Origin of the sequence: Streptomyces sp. JHA26, assembly GCF_002005565.1 — a bacterium.
Taxonomy (GTDB): domain Bacteria; phylum Actinomycetota; class Actinomycetes; order Streptomycetales; family Streptomycetaceae; genus Streptomyces.
This window is the reverse complement of record NZ_BDJC01000033.1, coordinates 12,124-29,501: the sequence shown is the minus strand read 5'-3', so window position 1 is coordinate 29,501 and position 17,378 is coordinate 12,124. Positions and strand designations below refer to the sequence as shown.

Here is a 17,378-nt window from a genome sequence, read left to right as displayed (position 1 = left end):
GCTTAGGATGTTAGAAATTAAACGGACCTCGGTCCGGATCGCTCCGGCGGTGTTTCGGGCACCGGCCGTTCACATCGCACCATCAGTGGGAGTACTCATGTCTGTCCGTATCCTCGCCCTCGTCGGCAGCCTTCGCGCCGGTTCGCACAACCGCCAGCTCGCCGAGGCGGCCGCCAGGTTCGCCCCCGAGGGCGCCGAGGTGGAGATCTTCGAGGGCCTGGCCGAGGTCCCGTTCTACAACGAGGACATCGACGTCGAGGGCAGCGTCCCGGCCGCCGCGGTCAAGCTGCGCGAGGCCGCCGGGTCCGCCGGCGCCTTCCTGCTCCTCTCGCCGGAGTACAACGGCACCATGCCGGCCGTGCTGAAGAACGCCATCGACTGGCTGTCCCGCCCCTTCGGCGCCGGCGCCTTCAACGGCAAGCCCGTCGCCGTGATCGGCACCGCCTTCGGCCAGTACGGCGGCGTGTGGGCCCAGGACGACACCCGCAAGTCCGTGGGCATCGCCGGCGGCAAGGTGATCGAGGACATCAAGCTGTCCATCCCGGGCTCGGTCACCCGCTTCGCGCAGACCCACCCGGCCGACGACGCCGAGGTCGCCGCGCAGCTGACCGAGGTCGTCGCCCGCCTGCACGGCCACGCGGACGCCGCCGCCGCCTGACCCGCCCCGCGACGACGCACGGGACCGGAGCTCACCGAGCTCCGGTCCCGGCGCGTGCCGGGCCGCCGCGGCGGCGCGCGCGGGTGAGCAGCTCGCGGTGCGGCCGGACGATCGGCGGGGCCGCGGCCGGGCGCCCGCGCCGGCTCCGGCCGCCGTTGACAGCCGCCGGAGGGGGGCCGTAGAAATCAGCGCACAAGGCCTGCCGGGAGCACCGTCCGCGGGCGCCCGGACCGGCGGCAGGAGACACGAGCGTGCAGCGGCTTCCCCTGACCGGGGTCACGGTGGTCAGCCTCGAACAGGCCGTGGCGGCGCCCTACGCCACCCGGCAGCTCGCCGACCTCGGCGCCCGGGTGATCAAGGTGGAACGGCCGGGCGACGGTGACTTCGCCCGCCGCTACGACACGACCGTGCACGGGCACTCCAGTTATTTCGTGTGGCTGAACCGGTCCAAGGAGTCGCTCACCCTCGACCTCAAGGACCCGAGGGGCCTGGAGATCCTGCACCGGCTCCTCGACGACGCCGACGTCCTCGTGCAGAACCTCGCACCCGGCGCCGCCGGCCGCCTGGGCCTGGACGCCGCGGCCCTCGCGGAGCGCTTCCCCCGGCTGATCCCGTGCACGGTCTCCGGCTACGGCACCAGCGGCCCGTGGGCCGACCGCAAGGCCTACGACCTGCTGGTCCAGTGCCAGACCGGGCTGGTCTCGCTCACCGGGACCGCCGAGGAGACCGCGCGCGTCGGCATCTCCGTCGCCGACATCGCCGCCGGGATGTACGCCTACAGCGGCGTCCTCACCGCCCTGTACACCCGCGCCACCACCGGCCGGGCCCACCCGGTGGAGGTCTCCCTGTTCGAGGCCCTGGCGGAGTGGATGGGCCAGCCCGCCTACTACACCGAGTACGGCGGCGGCCAGCCCCCGCGCCTGGGCACCCGGCACGCCACCATCGCGCCGTACGGCGCCTACCGGGCCGCCGACGGCAAGGAGGTGCTGTTCTCCGTGCAGAACGAGCGCGAGTGGGCCGCCCTGTGCGCCGGCTTCCTCGGGCGGCCCGAGCTGGCGGACGACCCCCGGTTCGCCACCGGCTCCGACCGCGTCGCCCACCGGGAGGAACTGGACGCCGTCGTCGCCGCCCGGATCGCCCGCTCGGACAGCGACGCCGTCCTGGAGGACCTGCGGGACATCGGCATCGCCTGCGCGGGGGTCAACGACGTCGCCGCGTTCCTCGACCACCCGGTGCTGGAGGCCCGCGACCGCTGGCGCCGGGTGCCGGTACCGGGCGGCGCCACGGTACGGGCGCTGCTGCCGCCGGCCGACCTCGCGGGGCTGCCCGCGCGCATGGGCCCCGTACCGGCGGTCGGCGAGCACACCGACGCGATCCTCGCGGAGCTCGGCCGCTCCCCCGCCGACATCGCGGCGCTGCGCGCGGACGCCGTCGTCTGAGGGACCGGGCGCATACCGGGACCGTTGCGGACAGGACGGGACCAAGAGGGTGTTTCCGGAACGTGGGGCAGGCAACTCGGCACGGCACGCGGGCGGCGACCGTCCGCACGCCAGGGCCGGCGGCCGGCCGACTCCGACCTGACGGGAGCCCCGGATGACCACTGCCCCCTCGCATCCGCATTCCGCCCGATCGGGCCCGCGCGTCGGCGTGCTCGGATCGTACGGAGGGTTCAACACCGGCGACGAGGCGATCCTGACCTGCGTGCTGGCCTGTCTGCGCGCCCAGCGGCCCGACGCGCACCTCGTGGTGCTGAGCCGGGACGCCGAGCACACCCGCGGCCATCACCGGGACGCCGACGAGGTGGTGCCCTGGGAGGGCGTCAGCCGCAACCACGTCCTGGACGTGCTGCCCGGCCTGGACCTGCTGGTGCTCGGCGGCGGCGGCGTCCTCTACGACGGCGAGGCCCGCCGCTACCTGCGGCTCGTGCGCGCCGCGCAGATCCGGGGCGTGCCCACCTTCGCCTACGCCGTGGGAGCGGGGCCGCTGACGGACGCCGAGGACCGGGAGGCGGTGCGCACCGTGCTGGCGGACATGGACGACGTGGTGGTGCGGGACGAGGAGTCCCGGCTCGTCCTGGAGGAGGTCGGCCTGGAGCGCGAGGTCACCGTCACCGCGGACCCGGCGCTGCTGCTGCGTCCGGAGCCGTTCACCGGGGCGATGATGCGCGACGAGGGCATCCGCACCGGCACCCGGCTGGTGGGGATGTCGGTGCGGGAACCGGGCCGGGCCGCCGAGAAGCTCGACGAGGGCGACTACCACGCGCTGCTCGCCGACGTGGCGGACTTCCTGGTGCGCCGGCTGGACGCGCGGGTGGTGTTCCTGCCGATGGAGCGGCACGACGTCCGGCACGCGCACGCCGTGCTGTCCCACATGACCGCTCCGGACAAGGGCCGGATCCTGCACGGCGACTACAGCCCGGGGCAGATCCTCGGCTTCATGCGCCATCTGGACCTGGCCGTCGGCATGCGGCTGCACTTCGTGATCTTCGCGGCGCTCACCGGGGTGCCGGTGCTGCCGCTGCCCTACTCCGGCAAGGTCTTCGACTTCGCGCGCCGGCTCGGCGCACCGGCCCTGGTGGGTGTGGCGCGGGAGCAGGCGGGGCTGCTGCTGGCGGAGGTGGACCGGCTGTGGGACGAGTATCCGAAGCGCCGCGAGAACCTGCGGGACCGCATGCGGGAGCTGTCCGCGGTGGCCCGGGAGACCTGCGTGCGCTGCGGCTCGCTGCTCGACGGGATCGACGCCCGCCCGGTGGCGGGGGCGGTGGGGGCCGACCCGTGCGTGTCCGAGCCGCGCCCGCTGCACGCCTGATCCGAGGTGAGCGATGCCGGTCCTGGAAGAGCCCCGCGAGCCCCGCACCGTCACCCTGCCCCCGCGGCCCGCACGGCACGGGGGCCGGTGCGACGTCCTGGTGGTGGGCGGTGGTCCCGCCGGGTTCGCCGCGGCGGTCGGCGCGGCCGACACGGGGGCCGACGTGGTGCTGGTCGAGCGGTACGGGTTCCTCGGCGGCAACGCGACCGTGGCGCTGGTGATGCCGCTGATGTCGTTCCACAACGAGCACGAGCAGGCCGCGTTCACCGAGGCCGGGGACACCTCGCGGCTGCTGCCCACCGACCACGGGGAGGGCGAGCCGGTGGTCGCGGGCGTGCTGTGGCAGCTGCTCGACCGGCTCATGGGACGCGGCGGCTGTCTCGCGCCGTCCCCGAGAACCGGGTACACGGTCCCCTTCGACCCGGAGCTGTTCAAGCTGGCGCTGCTGGAGATGATGGACGAGGCGGGGGTGCGGATGCTGTTCCACTCCTTCGCCTCCGGTGCGCTGCCGCTGGACGACGGTTCCGGCTGGCGCGTGGTCCTCGAGACCAAGTCGGGACCGGTGGTGATCGACGCCGGGGTGGTCGTGGACGCCACCGGGGACGGGGACGTCGCGACCGCCTGCGGGGCGCCGTACGAGATCGGCCGGCCCGAGGACGGGCTGGTGCAGCCGATGACGCTGATGTTCCGCGTCGTCGACTTCGCGCGGCCCGACTTCGCCGACTACGTGCGCGCGCATCCCGACCAGTGGCGCGGCGTGCACGGTCTGTGGGACCTGATCGAGGAGGCCAGGGCGGCGGGGGAACTGAGGCTGCCGCGCGAGGACATCCTGTTCTTCGCGACCCCGCACCCGCGCGAGGTCGCCGTCAACAGCACCCGGGTGAACCGCGTCCTCGGCACCGACGTGTGGGACCTCACCCGCGCCGAGTACACCGCGCGGCGTCAGCTCGCCTCGATCGACCGCTTCCTGCGCACCCGCGTGCCCGGGTTCGAGGAGTCGTACGTGGTGCAGAGCGGTACCCACATCGGCGTGCGGGAGACCCGGCGCGTCCTCGGCGACTACCAGCTGACCGGTCACGACATCCTGGCGGCGCGCACCTTCCGGGACGTCGTCGCGCACGGCGCCTATCCGGTCGACATCCACAACCCGCGCGGCCCCGGAACCGTCCTGAAGCGGGTGCCGCGGGGCAGCTTCTACGACATCCCGCTGCGCTGCCTGGTCCCCCGGGACACCGAGCGGCTGCTGGTGGCCGGGCGCTGCATCTCCGGGACGCACGTGGCCCACTCGTCGTACCGGGTCATGCCCATCGCCATGGCGACCGGCCAGGCGGCCGGCGTCAGCGCGGCGCTGACCGTCCGGCACGGGCGCGGGCCGCGCGGGCTGCCCTACCGGCTGGTGCAGCGGGAGCTGCTGCGGCAGGGGGCGCGGCTGCGGGTGCCGGGGGACGACGGCTGAGGGCCGGGCGGGCGGCCCGGGCTCAGCTCGCCCAGTCCAGCAGGCGGTCCCGGTTCTCGGGGGCGCGCAGGTGGGCGAGGGAGCCCTTCTCCAGCTGGCGGACGCGCTCGCGGGTCAGGCCCACGTGCTCGGCGACCTCCTTCAGGGTGCGGGGCCGGCCGTCGTGCAGGCCGTAGCGCAGGCTGAGGATGAGGGCCTCGCGGGGGGCCAGGGTGCCGACGGCCTCCCGCAGTTCCTCCGCCAGGGCCCGGAACTCGGCGACCTCCGGGGCCCGCAGCACCTCGGTGTCGGGGATGAGGTCGCCGACGACGGTCTCCCCCGCCTCGTCCACCGGCGTGTCCAGGCTGACGGCGTCGCGTCCGACACGGCGCAGCCAGACGACCTTCTCCGCGTCGATGCCGCTCTCGGCGGCCACCTCCTCGACGGTCGGCTCGCGGTCGAGGGCGCCGCGGAGCTTGCGCTCCACCCTGGCGAGCTTCTGCAGCTGCTCCACGACGTGCACCGGCAGCCGCACGGTGCGCGCGTGGGTCGCGAGGCCCCGTTCGATGGCCTGGCGGATCCACCAGGTGGCGTACGTGGAGAACTTGAACCCCTTGGTGTGGTCGAACTTCTCGACCGCGCGGATCAGTCCGAGGTTGCCCTCCTGGATGACGTCCAGCAGGGGCAGGCCCCGGTGGGCGTGGCGCTTGGCCATCGACACGACGAGCCGCAGGTTGGCGCGGACCATGTGGTCCTTGGCCGCCTGGCCGTCGTGGACGGTCTCCTCGAGCGCGCGGCGCCGCCCGGGCTCCGGGGCGGGTTCGCCGGCGTCGGCCGCCGCCAGCTCCTCGGCGGCACGGATCCCGGCCTGCATGCGCTGGGCGAGCCGTACCTCGTCCTCGGCGGTCAGCAGGGGGGTGGCGCCGATCTGGGCCAGGTACTGGCCGAGGAGGTCGGGTTCCTCGTCGGGTTCGGGGATGCGGCTGCGCAGCCGCGCGGTGCGGGTGGGGGCACGGCGGTCCTCCCGGGTCTCTGCCGCGGGGGTTCGTGCCGGGGGGGTCATGTCGCTTCCTCCGTTCCCCGGTCAGTGGCCGGGGGCCGACGTGCTGATGTCCGCCAGGGCGGAGTGCGGGTCCTCGGTGGCGGCGAGGTCGCCGAGGCTGACCACGCCCACGGGGACGCCGCCGTGCTCGACGACGGGGAGCCGCCGGACGGCGTGGCGCCGCATCAGGTCGACCGCGTACTCGGTGGGGTCCTCCGGTGCGAGCGTCACGACGGGCGGGGGCGTGCACACCGAGCCGACCGCGGTGTCGTCGGGGTCACGGCCGACGGCGACGCCGCGGACCACGATGTCGCGGTCGGTGAGCAGGCCGAACAGGTCGCAGTCGTAGGTCACCAGGACGTCGCCGACGTTCTCCTCGCGCATCAGCCGCGCCGCCCGCGTCACCGTCGTCATGGGCTCGACGGCCACCGCGGCGGGTGACATCACGTCTCGGACACGCTGGGTCATGGTCGCGCCTCCCTGGGCGTCGGTACGGGCCCGTGCGGGTCGCGTAGCCCGCGTGGGGGCCGGTGAACCGTCTTCCGGCGGCAGGCTCGGCCCGGGGCCGGTCGGGACCGGGCCGGTGTCCGGCCGGTGCGTCCCGGCCGGACCGACGCGGACGGCGGCCTCCGGCGCGGGCCGGGCCCCGCCGGAGAGCGGGTGACCGCCGCGGGTGCGACCGTCGGACGGACCCGGCACTGCGTGCGGGACGGGTCCGGCGCCGACGACGTCCCCGATCACCGACGGCACCTCGCACCGCTCGCCGACGGGCCGTCCCGCGCCTGTCGTCGCCTCACGCACTGTCGGGTACCCGACGTGGCAGGGGGCAACCGTCACCGGGCGCCCCCGCACCGCGCCGGGCGTCCTCCGGCGGGTGACGCGGCCCGCCGCCGACGCGTGCGGGCGCGCGCGGCGTCACTCGCGCGGTGCCGCGGGAGCGTCCGGCGGGGTGCCGGCCGGACCGAGTGCGCCGCGGATCGCGGCGAGCCAGTCGTCGACGGGCCCGAAGGTGAGCAGCCCGCTGCCCGCGCCCGCGAGTTCACCGGCCGCGGGGAGCAGCCGGCGGTACGCCCGTCGCAGCGCCGTCCGGTCGCCGAGGGCGAGGGCGAGGGCGGCCTCGGCGCAGCACAGGGCCTCGTGGAAGAGGTCGGGCGGCGGTTCGGGGAGGGCGCGCAGCGCCGACCGGGCCTCGGCCCCGCGGCCCTCGCGCAGCAGTGCGAACGGTTCGGCCCACGGGCGGTACGGGCCCCAGTCCTCCCGCCGGTCCACCTCGGCGGGCCGCCCGTGGGCCAGACGCAGGCCGAGCAGCGCCAGGGGCAGCAGCCCGCTCTCCAGGCCGGGCATCCCCGCGCCGTCGAGGCGTGCGGCGGCGGCCCGGTAGCCGGCCTCGGCCCGGTCGTACGGGCCGCCGGTGGCGGCCTGCCGCAGGGCCCGGTACCAGGTGGTGAACACCGCCACCAGGGGCCGTTCGTACCGTTCGGCCAGGCGGTCCACGGCGTCGGCGTGCTCGTCGGCGGCGGTGAAGTCGGCGAGGGCGGACCGCGCCTGGACGCGGATCAGGTGGCCGAGCACCTCGTGGCTGTCGAGGCCGTGCCGGCGGGCGAGGGCGACGAGTTCGGCGCCGATCGCGTCGCGGCGCGGGGCGAGCCCGGCGGTGGTGCAGGACTGCATGAAGGTGCCGTTGAGGGCGAACGCCAGCAGTGCGGGGTCGTCGAGGCGGCGGGCGATCCGCTCGGCCTCGGCGGCGGCCTCGGGTCCGCGCGGGGAGCGGACGCCCCGGGACTCCAGGGCGACGGTGGCGAGCAGCCGGCAGCGGGCCGGGTCGGCCCCGGCGTCGTCTGGCAGGGCGGCGAGGGTGTGTTCGGCCGCCGTGACGATCCGCCGGGCGGCCTCGGGGTCGTCGCTGCGGGTCCAGACGGCGGGGACGTCGTAGGCGCCGATCACCCGGGCCGCGAGTTCCGCGTCGCCGGTCTCCGCGGCCGCGTCGACCGCCGCCGTGCGGTGTTCCCGGGCCGCCTCCAGACCGCCGCCGCCGGTGACCGCGAGGTCGCGCAGCAGGCCGACGGTCGATTCCAGGCGGGCGCGGGCTCCGGCGGCGACCGTGCGGTCGTACGCCTCGGTCGCGCGGGACCACAGGCGGGCCGCCGCGTCGGCGGGTTCGGCGGGCGGGTCGAGGGACGGGTCCTGGGCGAGGATGCCGGCCTCCAGCCGGCGCAGCCGGGGCCCCGGGTCGATGCCCAGTTCCCCGGCGAGCAGGGCGCGGGCCCGGCGCAGCACCGCGAGGGCGTCCGCCTGGCGGCCGGTGCGGTACAGGGCCAGGGCGAGCAGCCGCCAGGCCTCCTCGCGCCAGGGGTGCTCGGCCAGGTGCGCGTCCAGGTCGGGGACCGCCTCGGCCGCCCGGCCCAGGCCGACGAGCAGGTCCGCCCGCCGTTCGACCGCGTGGAGCCTGAGCTCGGTCAGCCGGGCGCGCTCGCCCCGGGCCCAGTCCTCGCCGCCGAACTCGGCGTAGGCGGGTCCGCGCCACTCCCCCAGGGCCGCGCCGAGCCGGGCCTGCGCCCGGTCGGTCGGCAGCCGGTCGGCGAGGGCGACGGCTTCCTCGAAACGCCAGGCGTCCACCGCCTCCGGTGCCGCGCGCAGGGCGTAGCCGGGGCCCTCGGTGACCAGCAGCCGGGCCGGTGCGCGGCGCGGACGTTCGGGTTCCAGGGCCCGGCGCAGATCGCCGACGAAGGTGCGCACCGTGCCGACGGCCCGGGCGGGCGGTACGTCCCACAGGTCCTCGACCAGGCGCGTGACGGTGACCACGCGCCGCCGGGCCAGGAGCAGCCGGGCCAGCAGGGCCCGGTGCCGGGGGCCGCGCAGGTCGAGCGCGCCCGAGTCCCGTCCGGCCGTGACGGGGCCGAGCACCCCGAAGGTGACCGCTTCCATGTTCCGTCCGCCCTGCTCCGCGCCGTCGCGCCCGTGGTCCGTGATCTCCACGGTACGCGCGCTGATCGGTTGCTGATCCGCGCCCGGCAGCCTGGGAAGGCGTCCGGGTCCGGACGCGTCGAAGAACACCGAAAGGCACCGACCAGTCATGGCACCGACCATCCCCGGCTTCACCTACGACCGGGTCCCCGTCGCCGACGGCGTCGCGCTGAACGTCGCCGTCGGCGGCTCCGGCAGCCCGCTCGTGCTGCTGCACGGTTTCCCGCAGACCCACCTGATGTGGCGGCACGTCGCCGCCGACCTCGCCGCCGAGCACACGGTCGTCTGTCCCGACCTGCGCGGTTACGGCGACAGCGACAAGCCCGCCGACGCGGACGGCACCGCGTACGCCAAGCGGACCATGGCCGCCGACGTCGTCGCCCTGGCCCGGGCGCTGGGACACGACAGGTTCGCGCTGGCCGGGCACGACCGGGGCGCCCTGGTCGCGGTCCGGGCCGGACTCGACCACCCGGGGACGGTGACGCACCTGGCCGCGCTGGACGTGCTGCCGACCCTGGACATGTGGGACGTCCTGCACGGGGTGACGGCGGCCGTGGGCTTCCACCTGTATCTGATGGCGCAGCCGCCCGGTCTGCCGGAACAGCTCATCGGTGCCGCGCCGGACGCGTTCTTCGGCCACTTCCTCGACGTGTGGACCCGGGACCCGGGCGCCCTGCCCGCCGACGTCCGCGCCGCCTACCTGAAGGCGTCGCGGGAGGCGGTGCCGTCCATCGTGGCCGACTACCGGGCCTCGGCGGGCGTCGACGTCGACCACGACCGGGCCGACCGCGAGCGCGGCGACCGGCTGCGGATGCCGGTGACCGTGCTCCAGCAGGACTGGGGCACGGCCCTCGGCTACGACGCCGCCGCGCTGTGGCGGGCCTGGGCCCCCGACCTGCGGCACGTCACGGTCGGCTGCGGCCACTTCATGGCGGAGGAGGCGCCCGGGGAGGTCGCCGGGGCCCTGCGGGACCTGCTGGCCCGCTAGCGGCACCGCGCGGGGCGGCCGGCACCGGCCGATCGGCGTGCTCCCGGGGCGTCCTCCGTGACGCCGTTCAGCGGTGGGGACGGGTCGGTGAAGTGCACGCCGCGTCCCCCGTCGTCGCGGTCGGTGCGGCGCGGGTGCCGTCCCGCGGGCCGGGCGGCCGCGAAATGCCGTGGAGCGCCGGGCCCGCTCCGTGCTTGCATGGCGCCATGGTGTCCTCCGACCGTCTGCTCGCCTTCGCGGCCCTGTCGCTGCTGCTCGTCGTGGTGCCGGGCCCCAGCGTGCTGTTCGTGATCGGCCGGGCGCTCGCGCAGGGGCGCCGGGCCGCGCTCACCACGGTCGTGGGGAACACCCTCGGCGCGTACATGCTGGTCGTCGCCGTCGCCCTGGGGGTCGGGGCGGTGGTGGAACGCTCGCTCCTGGTCTTCACCGTGCTCAAGCTGGCGGGCGCCGCCTACCTCGTGCACCTCGGGGTGAAGGCGTGGCGCGAACGCCGTGACCTGCGGGCGGCGTTCGGCGGCGCTGCGGAGCCGCGCGGAGGCCGGCGCACGTTCTGGGAGGGGTTCGCGGTCGGTGTGACCAACCCGAAGACCCTCGTCTTCTTCGCCGCGGTGCTGCCGCAGTTCGTCGACCGCGGCCAGGGCGGTGTCGCGGGGCAGATGCTGCTGCTCGGCCTGGTGTTCAACGTCATCGCGGTGGTCTGCGACAGCGCCTGGGGACTGCTCGCGGCCACGGCGCGCGACTGGTTCGCGCGCTCCCCGCGCCGGCTGTCCGCGGTCGGCGGGGCCGGCGGCCTGGCCATGATCGGCCTCGGTGTCACGGTGGCGGTGAGCGGGCGCAAGGACTGACGCCGGCGTCCGGAACGCCGCCGCGCCCGAAGTTACCTGTGCGTTCCTCACGTCCGAGAGGTGACAGCGGTGACTGTCCCGGGCACGGCGGCACGTGACAGCGTCTTCCTCGGCACCGACCGGTGAAGGGAGAAGGCGTGAACAAGGGCTACGCCGTGTACTGCGACGCAGACCCGCAGTTCTACGACGCGCCGCACCGCACGGCTCCCGGCACCGCGGCGGCCGGCACCCGGTACGCGGCGGCCACCGAGCCCGTCCCGGCCGGCTGGCAGCGCGGCGAGAGCGGCGACTGGCTGGCCCTGCGGCCGCTGGACGCCGAACTGCCCGCGCAGGGCTGGAAGATCCACGTCTCCGCCTGCCTGGACAACGCCGAGTCCGTCCTGGAGCGCGTACGGCGGCTCTGCCTGGACCAGGGCGTCGCCTTCAAGTTCGTGCCGAGCCGCTACCTGCTCCACCAGCGCAACGCCAAGTACGCCGACCGGGCGGGCAGCGGCAAGTTCATCACCGTGTACCCGGCGGACGAGGAACGGTTCGAGCGCCTCGCGGGCGAGCTGGCCGACCTCTTGGCCGGCGAGCCGGGACCGCACATCCTGAGCGACCTCAGACTCGGCGACGGCCCGGTGCACGTGCGCTACGGCAGCTTCACCCGCCGCAACTGCTACGACGAGGACGGCGAGCTGCGGCCGGCGATCGCGGACCCCGACGGGGTGCTCGTCCCGGACCCGCGCGGCCCGGTGTTCCGGGTGCCCGACTGGGTGAGCGTGCCGGAGTTCCTCGAGCCCCACCTCGAAGCGCGGGCGACGGTGACGCTGACCGGCATCCCCTACACCGTCGAGGCGGCGCTCCACTTCTCCAACGGCGGCGGCGTCTACCGGGCGCGGGACACCCGCACCGGTGAGACGGTGGTCCTCAAGGAGGCCCGCCCGCACGCGGGCCTGGCCGCCGACGGGGCGGACGCGGTGGCCCGGCTGGAGCGCGAGCGCCGGGCCCTGGAGAGACTGTCCGGGCTGGACTGCACCCCCGAGGTGCGGGACGCGTTCACCGTCGGGGAGCACCACTTCCTGGTCCTCGAACACCTCGACGGCAAGCCGCTCAACACCTTCTTCGCCCGGCGCCACCCGCTCATCGAGGCCGACCCCGACGAGGGACGGCTCGCCGAGTACACCGCGTGGGCGCTCGACGTCCACGCCCAGGTCGAGCGGGCCGTCACCCAGGTGCACGAGCGGGGCGTGGTCTTCAACGACCTGCACCTGTTCAACATCATGATCCGCGACGACGGGCGGGTGGCCCTGCTGGACTTCGAGGCCGCCCACCACGTCGACGAGCCGGGCCGGCAGACCGTCGCCCACCCCGGGTTCGTGGCACCGCCCGGCCGGCGGGGCACGGCCGTGGACCGGTACGCGCTGGCCTGCCTGCGGCTGGCCCTGTTCCTGCCCCTGACCAGCCTGCTGGCGCTGGACCGGGGCAAGGCGGAGCACCTCGCCGAGGTGGTGGCGCGGCAGTTCCCGGTTCCGCGGGAGTTCCTGGACGCGGCGGTCGCCGAGATCACCGGTGAGCCGGCCCGTCCGCGGGCGGCGCGCCGGGGCGGGAGCGGCTTCGTCCCGGTCGAGCCGGGTGACTGGCCCCGCAGCCGGGACTCGATGGCGGCGGCCATCCGCGCCTCGGCGACCCCGTCCCGTGACGACCGTCTGTTCCCGGGCGACGTCGCCCAGTTCGCCACGGCGGGCGGGGGCCTGACGTTCGGGTACGGAGCGGCCGGCGTGCTCTACGCCCTCGCCGAGAGCGGTGCGGGACGCGACGAGGACGGGGAGCAGTGGCTGCTGGAGCGGACGAAGGAGCCGCCGTCGGGCATGCCGCTGGGCTTCCACGACGGGATCGCGGGGACCGCCTGGACGCTGGACCGCCTCGGGCACCGGGCCCGGGCGCTCGACCTGACCGGGATCCTCCTCGAGCACCCCCTCGACGGGCTCTCGCCGGACCTGCACGGCGGCACGGCCGGCATCGGTCTGGCGCTGGACGCCCTGGCCGCCTCCACCGGGGACACCGCCCTGCGCGCCGCCGCCCTGCGGTGTGCCGAGCTGAGCGCCCGGGGCGCGCCGGCCGGTCCGCCGGGCCGGGGGTCCGGCCGCCGGCCTCGCGCCGGCCTGCTGCACGGCGCGACGGGCAGCGCGCTGCTGTTCCTGCGCCTGTACGAACGCACCGGGGACACCGCCCTGCTGGACCTCGCCGGTGACGCGCTGCGCCGGGACCTCGCGTGCTGCGTCCGCGGCGCGGGCGGCGCCCTCCAGGTGGACGAGGGCTGGCGCACCATGCCGTACCTGGGAGCCGGCAGCGTGGGCATCGGCATGGTGCTCGACGACTACCTGGCGCACCGCGCCGACGAGGAGTTCGAGCGGGCGCGGAGCGAGATCGTGCGCGCGGCGCAGGCCATGTTCTACGCCCAGCCCGGGCTCTACCGGGGCGTCGCCGGCATGGTGCTGTACCTCGGCCGGACGACGGCGCCCGGCCCGGGCACCGGCCCGGAGGCCGTCCGGCGCCAGATCGACGCGCTGGCCTGGCACGCCATGTCCTACCGCGGCCTGCTCGCCTTCCCCGGCGAGCAGATGATGCGCCTGTCGATGGACCTGTCCACCGGGACGGCCGGCTGTCTGCTGGCCCTCGCGTCCGTACGCGGCGACCGGCCCGCCGGTCTGCCGTTCCTCCCCCCGCCGCGGCCCGAGCCGCGGCCCACGAGCCGGTCCCACGAGGGGCCGTGACCAACCCGTTGTCCGTACGAAGGGATGAGCAACATGAACCTGTTCGACCTGCAGTCGATGGAGACCCCGAAGGAAGAGGCCATGGGGGACGTCGAGACCGGCAGCCGCGCCAGCCTCCTGCTCTGCGGTGACAGCAGCCTCTCCGTCACGACCTGTAACTGACGTCCGAGGCGGCCCGCCGCGGTGACCGCGGCGGGCCGTCCGGTCCGGTACCGGCGTCCCGGCCTCACCGCCGGGGCGCCGGTGCCGTGTCACGCCGCCGCGTGCGGCGCCGACCACGAGGAGGGGTGGCTGGTGGACACGACCCCGGTCCGGCGACGGCACAAGCGCGTGTCCGGCTCGCCCGGCGCGGATCCCGGCCGTGTGCCCGAACTGCTGGTGCTGGTGTGCTCGGTGGCCGCGGCCGCCGCCGCGGTCGCGCAGCCCCTGGTCCTCGGCCGGGCACTGGATCTGCTGCTGCACGACGGCAGCGCCGGGCCCTGGCTCGCGGTGAGCGTGGCCCTGCTCACCGGCGAGGTTCTCCTCGACGGTCTGACCGCGCTGCTCACCGGCCGGTGCACCGCCGCCTGGACCGCGTCGATCCGCTCCCGGGCCCTCGCCGGCCTGTTGCGCGCGGTACCGGACGCGACGCGTCCGTACTCCGCGGGGGACGTGGGGACGCGGCTGACGCTCAACGCCTCCGACGCGGGCGGCGCCCCGGCGGCCCGGGCCGCGCTGGCCGCCTCGCTGATCACCCCGGCCGGCGCGCTCGTCGCGCTGGTCTTCGTCGACGTGTGGGTCGCCGGGTGCGTTCTGGCCGGACTGCCCGCCCTGGCGCTGGTGCTGCGGGTCTTCGCGCGCGACACGGGGGCGTCGGTGCGTGCCTACCAGCGCGTGCAGTCGGACATCGCGGGCCGCCTGCTGGAAGCCCTGGAGGGCGCGGAGACCATCGCCGCCGCCGGGACGGCGGACCGTGAACGCGAGCGGGTGCTCCGGCCGTTGACGGAGCTCGGCGCGCTGGGCGAGCGCATGTGGGTCCTGCACGGGCGGGCGCTGGCCACCGGCGGTGTCCTCGTCCCGCTGCTGACGGTGGCGGCCACGGCGGTCGGCGGGCTCCGGCTCGGCGCGGGCGCCCTGAGCGTCGGCGAGCTGCTGGCGGTGTGCCGCTACGCGCAGCTGGCCGCCGGGTTCGGCAGCGCGGCCACGCTGCTCGGCGCGCTGGTCCGGGGCCGGACGGCGCGGGAGCGCACCACGGCCCTGGAGCGGCTGCCCGCCCTGCGTCACGGCGACCGGACCCTGCCCCCGGGCGGCCCGGGCGTCCTCGCGTTGCGCGGTGTGCGCGTCCTGCGGGAGGGGACGGAGGTGCTGCGGGCGGACGACGTGGTGGTGCCCGGCGGGGCGACGGCCGCGGTCGTGGGCCGCAGCGGCGCCGGCAAGTCCGTCCTGGCCGCCGTGGCGGGCCGGCTGATCGACCCCGACGAGGGGGAGGTCCTGCTGGACGGCGCCCCGCTGGACTCCCTGACCCGTGCGAGCCTGCGCGCCGAGGTCGGTTTCGCCTTCGCGCGCCCGGTGCTCGGTGACGGCACCGTGGCCGAGGCGGTCGCGGCCGGAACGCCTCCCGTGACGGAGCGCCGGGTGCGGGAGGCGGTCCGCCTCGCGGGCGCCGACGCCTTCGTACGCCGCCTGCCGCGGACGTACGACACCCCGCTCGCCGACGTCCCGCTGTCCGGCGGGGAGTACCAGCGTCTGGGTCTGGCCCGGGCGTTCGCCCACGCGGGCCGGCTGCTCGTGATGGACGACGCGACGTCCAGTCTCGACACCGCCACCGAGCACGCCGTGGACCGGGCGGTGCGCCACGCGCTCGAGGGCACCACCCGCCTGGTCGTGGCGCACCGCCCGTCGGTCGCGGCGCGGGCGGACCTGGTGATCTGGCTGGAGGACGGGCGGGTGCGGGAGGTCGGCCCCCATCGGCTGCTGTGGGAACGCGCCGCCTACCGGGCGGTGTTCGCCACCGACGCCGACCCCGGCGCCGACGAGGCGGACACCGGGCCCGCGGGCGTCCGGGCCGTCTCCCTGCACGGCGAGGCGCGGCCGTGACCGCCGTCGGCGGCGGCCCTGCGGTGCGGTCCGGCCGGGAGCCCGGTCCGCTGCGCCGGGTCCGGCCGCACGCCCGGCGTTTCCTGGCCGGGCGCAAGGGCGTCCTCACACGGCTCGGGGCGTGGTCGGTGGCCGAGTCCGCGCAGACCTTCCTGGTCGGTTACGGCGTCGCCCGGGCCGTCGACCGGGGCTTCCTGGCCGGTGACACGGCCGCGGGGCTCGGCTGGCTCGCGGTCGCCGCCGTCGCCGTGGTGCTCGGGGCGCCCGTGGTCAGGGGGGTCTTCGCCCAACTGGCCGGTCTGACCGAGCCGTTGCGGGACCGTCTGGTGCGACGGGCGGTCGTACGGTCCATGGCGGACGCGCAGGCCCGCCCCGGCGGCCGGGACCGTGCCGCCGTCTCACGGCTCACCAACCAGGTCGAGATCGTGCGGGACAGCTTCGCCGGACTCGTGCTGACCCTGCGCTCGTTCGTCTTCACCGCCGCGGGCGCGCTGCTCGGTCTGTTCTCGCTGGACCCGGCGCTGCTCGTGGTGGTCGTGCCGCCCCTTGCCGGGGGCCTCGCCCTGTTCCTGGTCACGCTGCGGCCCATGGCGGCGGCGCAGCGACGGGCCCTCGCCGCCGACGAGGCGCTGGGCGATCACGCGGCGCGGACCCGGGGGGCGCTGCGCGACATCACCGCCTGCGGCACCCAGGAGGAGGTGGAGCGCGACGGTGAACGGCTCGTCGCGGACGCCGCCGCCACCGCGCGCGTCCTCGCCCGTTGGGCCGCGGTGCGCACGCTGGCCCTCGGTGTCGCGGGCCAGCTGCCGGTCCTGCTCCTGCTGGTGACCGTGCCGTGGCTGCGCGGCAAGGGGGTCACCACCGGTGCGCTGCTGGGCGCCTTCACCTACCTCGCCCAGGCCCTGCTGCCCGCCCTGCACACCCTCATGTCGGCGATCGGCGCCGCGGGGACGCGGCTGCTCGTGGTCCTGGACCGCTTCATCGGCACGGATCCGCGTCCGCCCCTGACCGGCACGTCGCCGGCCGCGCCCGCCGCGGACGCGGGCCGGCGGGCGGGGGCACCGGCGCCCGCCGTGGAGCTGCGGTCGGTGACGCTGTCCTACGGCGCGCGGGCGGAGCCGGTCCTCGACGCGCTCGACCTGCGGGTCGAGGACGGCGAGCACCTGGCCGTCGTCGGCCCCAGCGGCATCGGCAAGTCGACCCTCACCCGCCTGGTGGCCGGGACACTGGCGCCGAGCGGTGGTGCGGTCGAGGTGGCCGGCCATGCGGTCACCGGCCGTGCGTCGACCGAACTCTCCGACCTGCGGGTGCTGTTGCCCCAGCAGGCGTACGTCTTCACCGCGTCGGTGCGGGACAACCTCACCTATCTGCGGCCGGACGCCCCCGCGGCCCGCGTCCGGGCCGCCGTGCGCGAGCTCGGTGCCGACGCGCTCGTCGAGCGCCTGGGCGGGCTGGACGCGCCGCTCGTCCCGGGCGACCTCTCGCAGGGCGAGCGTCAACTGCTCGTGCTGGTGCGGGCGCACCTGTCCACGGCGCGCCTGCTCCTGCTCGACGAGGCGACCTGCCACCTCGACCCGGCTGCCGAGGCACGGGCCGAGGAGGCCCTCGCCCGGCGTCCGGGCGCGCTGGTCGTGGTGGCCCACCGCATGTCCTCGGCGTTGCGGGCCGACCGGATCCTCGTACTGGACGGTACCGGTGCGATCTGCGGAACGCACCGTGAACTCCTCGTCCGTTCACCGCTCTACCGCGATCTGGTGGGGCACTGGGACGAGAGCCGGGGGTGACCCCGGCGTCCCCGTGCCCCGC

13 protein-coding genes are annotated in these 17,378 nt (G+C 76.1%); 10 read left to right on the top strand and 3 right to left on the bottom strand.

Annotated elements, in window-relative coordinates; all coding sequences use genetic code 11:
- The first annotated feature begins 97 nt into the window (after positions 1-97).
- The 4 genes from JHAT_RS20605 to JHAT_RS20590 all read left to right on the top strand — a co-directional run bounded on the left by JHAT_RS20605 (position 98) and on the right by JHAT_RS20590 (position 4,922).
- Positions 98-658, top strand: coding sequence for an NAD(P)H-dependent oxidoreductase (locus JHAT_RS20605; protein ID WP_077799706.1), 561 nt, complete (start codon positions 98-100; stop codon positions 656-658).
- Between the two features lie 251 nt (positions 659-909).
- Positions 910-2,097, top strand: a complete 1,188-nt coding sequence (locus JHAT_RS20600; RefSeq protein WP_077799705.1) for a CaiB/BaiF CoA-transferase family protein — start codon at positions 910-912, stop codon at positions 2,095-2,097.
- A gap of 154 nt (positions 2,098-2,251) precedes the next feature.
- Positions 2,252-3,466 carry a polysaccharide pyruvyl transferase family protein gene (locus tag JHAT_RS20595; protein ID WP_077799704.1) on the top strand — a complete coding sequence of 405 codons (1,215 nt, stop codon included), beginning with the start codon at positions 2,252-2,254 and terminating at the stop codon, positions 3,464-3,466.
- A 13-nt stretch (positions 3,467-3,479) separates the two neighbouring features.
- Positions 3,480-4,922, top strand: coding sequence for an FAD-dependent oxidoreductase (locus JHAT_RS20590; RefSeq protein WP_077799703.1), 1,443 nt, complete (start codon positions 3,480-3,482; stop codon positions 4,920-4,922).
- Between the two features lie 22 nt (positions 4,923-4,944).
- Here the strand turns inward: JHAT_RS20590 and JHAT_RS20585 are convergent, their stop codons facing one another.
- From JHAT_RS20585 to JHAT_RS20575, 3 genes are all read right to left on the bottom strand, one after another.
- A complete protein-coding gene (locus JHAT_RS20585; RefSeq protein WP_077799702.1) occupies positions 4,945-5,964 on the bottom strand; it encodes an RNA polymerase sigma factor RpoD/SigA in 1,020 nt (339 codons plus the stop codon).
- Between the two features lie 21 nt (positions 5,965-5,985).
- Complete coding sequence (locus tag JHAT_RS20580) at positions 5,986-6,411, bottom strand: CBS domain-containing protein (protein ID WP_077799757.1); 426 nt, start codon at positions 6,409-6,411, stop codon at positions 5,986-5,988.
- A gap of 447 nt (positions 6,412-6,858) precedes the next feature.
- A complete protein-coding gene (locus JHAT_RS20575) occupies positions 6,859-8,868 on the bottom strand; it encodes a BTAD domain-containing putative transcriptional regulator (protein WP_077799756.1) in 2,010 nt (669 codons plus the stop codon).
- A gap of 148 nt (positions 8,869-9,016) precedes the next feature.
- Here JHAT_RS20575 and JHAT_RS20570 point away from each other — a divergent pair, with 148 nt between their 5' ends.
- The 6 genes from JHAT_RS20570 to JHAT_RS20540 all read left to right on the top strand — a co-directional run bounded on the left by JHAT_RS20570 (position 9,017) and on the right by JHAT_RS20540 (position 17,356).
- Complete coding sequence (locus tag JHAT_RS20570; protein ID WP_077799701.1) at positions 9,017-9,895, top strand: alpha/beta fold hydrolase; 879 nt, start codon at positions 9,017-9,019, stop codon at positions 9,893-9,895.
- Between the two features lie 206 nt (positions 9,896-10,101).
- Positions 10,102-10,740, top strand: coding sequence for a LysE family translocator (locus JHAT_RS20560; protein ID WP_077799700.1), 639 nt, complete (start codon positions 10,102-10,104; stop codon positions 10,738-10,740).
- 137 nt (positions 10,741-10,877) lie between these two features.
- The gene (gene lanKC, locus JHAT_RS20555) at positions 10,878-13,496 is read left to right on the top strand and encodes a class III lanthionine synthetase LanKC (RefSeq protein WP_077799699.1); all 2,619 of its coding nucleotides are present in this window, start codon (positions 10,878-10,880) and stop codon (positions 13,494-13,496) included.
- Between the two features lie 33 nt (positions 13,497-13,529).
- Positions 13,530-13,658: a SapB/AmfS family lanthipeptide gene (locus tag JHAT_RS20550; RefSeq protein WP_006130296.1), complete on the top strand. Its 129-nt coding sequence runs from the start codon at positions 13,530-13,532 to the stop codon at positions 13,656-13,658.
- A gap of 132 nt (positions 13,659-13,790) precedes the next feature.
- Positions 13,791-15,572 carry an ABC transporter ATP-binding protein gene (locus JHAT_RS20545; RefSeq protein WP_253195559.1) on the top strand — a complete coding sequence of 594 codons (1,782 nt, stop codon included), beginning with the start codon at positions 13,791-13,793 and terminating at the stop codon, positions 15,570-15,572.
- Positions 15,569-17,356, top strand: coding sequence for an ABC transporter ATP-binding protein (locus tag JHAT_RS20540; protein WP_253195558.1), 1,788 nt, complete (start codon positions 15,569-15,571; stop codon positions 17,354-17,356). The genes JHAT_RS20545 and JHAT_RS20540 overlap by 4 nt, the downstream gene beginning before the upstream one ends.
- Positions 17,357-17,378: the final 22 nt, after the last annotated feature.